The sequence below is a fragment of the Blastococcus sp. SYSU D00868 genome, assembly GCF_054050575.1.
On the sequence record NZ_JBJGZO010000056.1, the window covers coordinates 1 to 5,444 of the forward strand.

Annotated in this window: 4 protein-coding genes; all 4 read left to right on the plus strand. The window is 72.8% G+C overall.

Annotation, left to right across the window (positions count from 1 at the left end; genetic code table 11):
• Positions 1–243 precede the first annotated feature (243 nt).
• The 4 genes from ACI79F_RS24285 to dapB are packed head-to-tail and all read left to right on the plus strand — an operon-like array spanning position 244 to position 5,103.
• Positions 244–2,517: a polyribonucleotide nucleotidyltransferase gene (locus tag ACI79F_RS24285; protein WP_456543625.1), complete on the plus strand. Its 2,274-nt coding sequence runs from the start codon at positions 244–246 to the stop codon at positions 2,515–2,517.
• Positions 2,514–3,884 (plus strand): M16 family metallopeptidase, encoded by a 1,371-nt coding sequence (locus ACI79F_RS24290; protein ID WP_456543624.1) that lies wholly within the window; start codon positions 2,514–2,516, stop codon positions 3,882–3,884. Before ACI79F_RS24285 ends, ACI79F_RS24290 begins: the two co-directional genes overlap by 4 nt.
• Positions 3,884–4,249: a VanZ family protein gene (locus ACI79F_RS24295; RefSeq protein WP_456543623.1), complete on the plus strand. Its 366-nt coding sequence runs from the start codon at positions 3,884–3,886 to the stop codon at positions 4,247–4,249. Before ACI79F_RS24290 ends, ACI79F_RS24295 begins: the two co-directional genes overlap by 1 nt.
• Positions 4,250–4,296: 47 nt before the next feature.
• A complete protein-coding gene (dapB, locus tag ACI79F_RS24300) occupies positions 4,297–5,103 on the plus strand; it encodes a 4-hydroxy-tetrahydrodipicolinate reductase (RefSeq protein WP_456543622.1) in 807 nt (268 codons plus the stop codon).
• Positions 5,104–5,444 lie beyond the last annotated feature (341 nt).

Sequence of the window (5,444 nt, forward strand, 5' to 3'; positions counted from 1 at the left end):
GAGGGGACCGTCCCACCGGGACGGTCCCCTCTTCCGTGCGGCACCCGCCGCACGGGCCCCCCGGCCTCCGGCCGATCCGGTCGAGCAGCGGTCCGGTCCTCGGTGGTGGCCCCCGGGCATGCCGTGCCCCCTCCGGGGGAACGCAGACCCGCGGGTCTCTCTCGAAGACCGGTCGCCCCGGACGCAGTCGGCGCAGGGCGCCACAAGAGGACGTCGCCGCATGCGACGTAGGAAGAGGACAGCGTGTCCGCACCCACCACCCAGAACGGCAGCATCGCTGCCGAGTTCGACCCCGAGGACGGGGTCACCACCGCCACCGCGGTCATCGACAACGGCAGCTTCGGCAGCCGCAGCGTCACCTTCGAGACCGGCCGGCTGGCCAAGCAGGCCGCCGGGTCCGTCGTCGTCACGATGGGCGACACCATGCTCCTGTCGGCCACCACGGCCAGCAAGCAGCCCAAGGAGCACTTCGACTTCTTCCCGCTGACGGTCGACGTCGAGGAGCGGATGTACGCCGCCGGGCGCATCCCCGGCTCGTTCTTCCGTCGCGAGGGCCGCCCGTCCGAGGACGCGATCCTCACCTGCCGGCTCATCGACCGCCCGCTGCGCCCGACCTTCGCCAAGGGCCTGCGCAACGAGGTCCAGGTCGTCATCACGGTCATGTCCCTGGACCCGGCCCACCTGTACGACGTGCTCGCCATCAACGGCGCGTCGGCGTCCACCCAGCTGTCCGGCCTGCCGTTCTCCGGCCCCGTCGGCGGCACCCGGGTCGCGCTGATCCGCGGCCAGTGGGTCGCCTTCCCGACCCACGCGGAGCTGGAGGAGGCCGTCTTCGACATGGTCGTCGCCGGCCGGCTCCTGCCCGACGGCGACGTCGCGATCATGATGGTCGAGGCCGAGGCCACCGAGAAGACGATCGAGCTGGTCGCCGGCGGCGCCACCGCCCCGACCGAGGAGGTCGTGGCGCAGGGCCTCGAGGCGGCCAAGCCGTTCATCAAGGTGCTGTGCGAGGCGCAGAGCGCGCTGGCCGAGAAGGCCGCGAAGCCGGTCGCCGAGTTCCCGCGCTTCCTGGAGTACCAGGACGACGTGTACGCGGCCGTGGAGTCCGCCGCCCTCGACCGGCTGACCGAGGCCCAGTCGATCGCCGGCAAGACCGAGCGCAACGACGCCACCGACGCGCTCAAGGACGAGGTCGTCGCCTCCCTCGCCGGCCAGTTCGAGGGCCGCGAGAAGGAGCTGTCGGCCGCCTTCCGCGCCGTCACCAAGAAGGTCGTCCGGCAGCGGATCCTCCGCGACAAGGTCCGCATCGACGGCCGCGGCGTCACCGACATCCGGCCGCTGTCGGCCGAGGTCGAGGTCGTCCCGCGGGTGCACGGCTCGGCGCTGTTCGAGCGCGGCGAGACCCAGATCCTGGGCATCACCACGCTGAACATGCTCCGGATGGAGCAGCAGCTGGACACGCTGTCGCCCGAGACGCGCAAGCGCTACATGCACAACTACAACTTCCCGCCGTACTCCACCGGCGAGACCGGCCGCGTGGGCTCGCCCAAGCGCCGCGAGATCGGCCACGGCGCGCTCGCCGAGCGCGCGCTGCTGCCGGTGCTGCCCGACCGCGAGGAGTTCCCCTACGCGATCCGGCAGGTGTCCGAGGCCCTGGGGTCCAACGGCTCGACGTCCATGGGCTCGGTCTGCGCCTCGACGCTCGCGCTGCTCAACGCCGGTGTGCCGCTGCGCGCGCCGGTCGCCGGCATCGCGATGGGCCTGGTCTCCGACGAGGTCGACGGCAAGACGCAGTACGTCGCGCTGACCGACATCCTCGGCGCCGAGGACGCGTTCGGTGACATGGACTTCAAGGTCGCCGGCACCCGCGAGTTCGTCACCGCGCTGCAGCTGGACACCAAGCTCGACGGCATCCCGTCCGACGTGCTCGCCCAGGCGCTGACCCAGGCCCGCGCCGCCCGGCTGCACATCCTCGACGTGATGAACGAGGCCATCGACGGCCCCGACGAGATGAGCCCGTACGCGCCGCGGGTCACCACCGTGCGCATCCCGGTCGACAAGATCGGCGCGGTCATCGGGCCCAAGGGCCAGATGATCAACGCGATCCAGGACGAGACCGGCGCGGACATCACCATCGAGGACGACGGCACGATCTACGTCGGCGCCTCCGACGGCCCCTCGGCCCAGGCGGCGGTGGACCGGATCAACGCCATCGCCAACCCGCAGATGCCCAAGGTCGGCGAGCGGTTCCTCGGCACGGTCGTCAAGACCACGCCGTTCGGGGCCTTCGTCTCCCTGCTCCCGGGCAAGGACGGGCTGGTGCACATCAGCAAGCTCGGTGGCGGCAAGCGCATCGGCAAGGTCGAGGACGTCGTGAACGTCGGCGACAAGCTGCAGGTCGAGATCAGCGACATCGACGCCCGCGGCAAAATCAGCCTCGTCCCGGTGGCCGCGGACGGGGACGGCGCCCCCGCTGCGGAGGCCGCTCCTGCCGAGGCCGCGCCGCAGGACGCGTGAGCACCACCCACGACACGACCCCCGGGGCCGGGGCCGACGCAGCCGCGTCGGCCCCGGCCCCGGCCGGTGTCACCGAGGTGCTCGACGTCGACGAGGTCGGCGGGCGGGTCGAGCGCACCCGGCTGCCCAGCGGCCTGCGGGTGCTCACCGAGACCATGCCGGGCGTGCTCTCGGCCACGGTGGGCATCTGGGTGGGGGTCGGCTCGCGCGACGAGACCGACGCCCTGGCCGGTTCCTCGCACTTCCTCGAGCACCTGCTGTTCAAGGGCACGCGCAGCCGGTCGGCGCTGGAGATCGCGACGGCGATGGACGCCGTCGGCGGTGAGATGAACGCCTTCACCGCCAAGGAGCACACCTGCTACTACGCGAACGTGCTCGCCAGTGACCTGCCGCTGGCCGTGGGGATCCTCGGAGACCTGGTCACCGACGCCCTCAACACCGCCGACGACCTCGAGAGCGAGCGCACGGTCGTGCTCGAGGAGATCGCCATGCGCGACGACGAGCCCGCCGACGCCGTGCACGACCTCTTCGCCGAGACGCTCTTCGGCGGCACGGCCCTGGGCCGGTCGGTGCTCGGCACCGTCGAGTCGATCGAGTCGTTGAGCCGCGAGGACGTCGACGGCTGGTACCGGGACCGCTACGCGCTCCCCTCGATGGTGGTCACCGCGGCCGGACGGGTCACCCACGAGCAGGTGCTCGACCTGGTCCAGAAGGCCTTCGGCGAGCGCCTCACCGGCCGGGCCGACCCGGCGCCGCTGCGGACCGGGGAGGACGCCGTCCTCGACCGGCCGGCCCGGCAGACCGGGCTGATCCGCCGGCGCACCGAGCAGACCCACCTGCTGCTCGGCGGCCTCGGCGTCGGCCGGCACGACGAGCGCCGGCACGCGGCCGCGGTCCTGGAGACCGCGGTCGGTGGCGGGATGAGCTCCCGACTGTTCCAGGAGATCCGGGAGAAGCGCGGCCTGGTCTACAGCGTGGGGTCGGCGCTGACCCACTACGCCGGCACCGGCTCCTTCTCCGTCTACGCCGGGTGCTCGCCCAAGCGCGTGCCCGAGGTGCTGCGCCTGGTGCGGGAGGAACTCGCCCGGGTCGCCGCCGAGGGGATCACCGCCGAGGAGGTCGCCCGCGGCCGCGGGATGCTGCGCGGCGGGCTCGTGCTGGGCCTGGAGGACACCGGCTCGCGGATGACCCGGCTCGGGAAGAGCGAGCTCGCGCACGGCGAGTACGTGCCCGTCCGCGAGGTCCTGGCCCGGATCGACGCGGTCGACCCCGAGCAGGTGCGGGCCGTGGCCGCCGACCTGCTCACCCGGCCCACCTGCCTGGCCGTCGTGGGTCCCTACCGCGAGTCCGACCTCGACCGGCTCTGATGAACCGACCCGTCCTCGCCGTCCACGGGGCGCTGTCTCGGGGCGTGCTCGCGGTGACCGTGCTGGTCTCCCTGGCGGTGCTGTTCACCCCGGGCGACGACGTCCCCTCCGCACCCCCGGGGGTGGACAAGCTGATCCACCTCGCTCTGTTCGCCGCGCTGGCCGTGGCGGGGCGCTGGGCCGGCGTGCGGCCCCGGCCCCTGGCGGCGCTGCTGGTCGCCTACGCGCTGGCCAGCGAGGTGGTGCAGGCGCTCACGCCGCTGGAGCGCTCCGGCTCGGTCGCCGACTGGCTCGCCGACGTCCTCGGGGCGGCGCTCGGGCTCCTGGCCTGGGAGGGCGCCACCCGCGCCGTCTCATCCCGCTGAGCGGACGGCGTCTTGCGTCCCGCCCGGGCGACGGGAAACCTGGCCCGGTGACCACCGCGACACCCACCCCCGACCCGCAGGCACCCGGCACCGAGGGGGGCGAGTCGCCCCTCGTGTCCGTGGGGGTGCTGGGCGCGCGCGGCCGGATGGGCGCCGAGGTGGTCAAGGCGGTCAACGCCGCCGACGACATGGAGCTGGTCGCCATGGTCGACGCGGGGGACTGGCTGTTCAACGTCGCCGACGCCGGCGCCCAGGTGGTCGTCGACTTCACCCGGCCCGACGTCGTGATGGACAACATCCGGTTCTGCATCGACCAGGACATCCACTGCGTGGTCGGGACGACGGGCTTCGACCAGGAGCGGTTGGACACCGTCCGGGCCTGGCTGCAGCCCAAGCCGGACCTCGGGGTCGTGATCGCCCCCAACTTCGGCATCGGCGCGATCCTGCTCATGCGGTTCGCGCAGGAGGCGGCCCGGTTCTTCCCCTCGACGGAGATCGTCGAGCTGCACCACCCGAACAAGGTCGACGCCCCCTCGGGGACGGCGGTCCGGACCGCGCGGCTGGTGGCCGAGGCCCGCCGGGCGGCCGGGATGCCGCCGGTGCCGGACGCCACGACCGACTCCCTGCCCGGCGCCCGGGGTGCCGAGGTGGACGGGATCCCCGTGCACGCGGTCCGGCTGACGGGCCTGGTGGCCCACCAGGAGGTGCTCCTGGGTGCGGAGGGGGAGACCCTGACGCTGCGGCACGACTCCTACGACCGCGCCTCCTTCATGCCCGGGGTGCTCCTCGCGGTGCGCGAGGTCGGCCGGCGGCCCGGCCTGACCGTGGGGATCGAGTCGTTCCTCGGACTCTGAGGGGCCGCTGACCAGGCAGGTCGCGTCCCTCGGGCCCCTCGGAGGGGGCCCCTGACCCCCCTCCGTGCAGACCCCCGCGAGGCCGTGTATGGTTCTCCCTGTTGCCGAAACGGGCCCGCGAGGGCCCGGGAGCGAACACCCCCCGGGGTGGCGAGCCTCCGAGAACGGCGTACAGTGGGAAACCCGCCGATGACGAGGGCCCTGCAGAGGGTCTGGTTCTTCGCGCGTCCGTTCCTTGAGAACTCAACAGCGTGCCGAAAGTCAGTGCCAAGTAATACCCCGGGTGCTGCGGATCTTCGGGTTCGTGGTGCTGGGATTCCTTTGGTTGATTGACATCGCGA

Excerpts from the sequence above, each read along its gene's own strand:
- ACI79F_RS24295 (WP_456543623.1), top strand. The coding sequence starts at position 3,884 with ATGAACCGACCCGTCCTCGCCGTCCACGGGGCGCTGTCTCGGGGCGTG.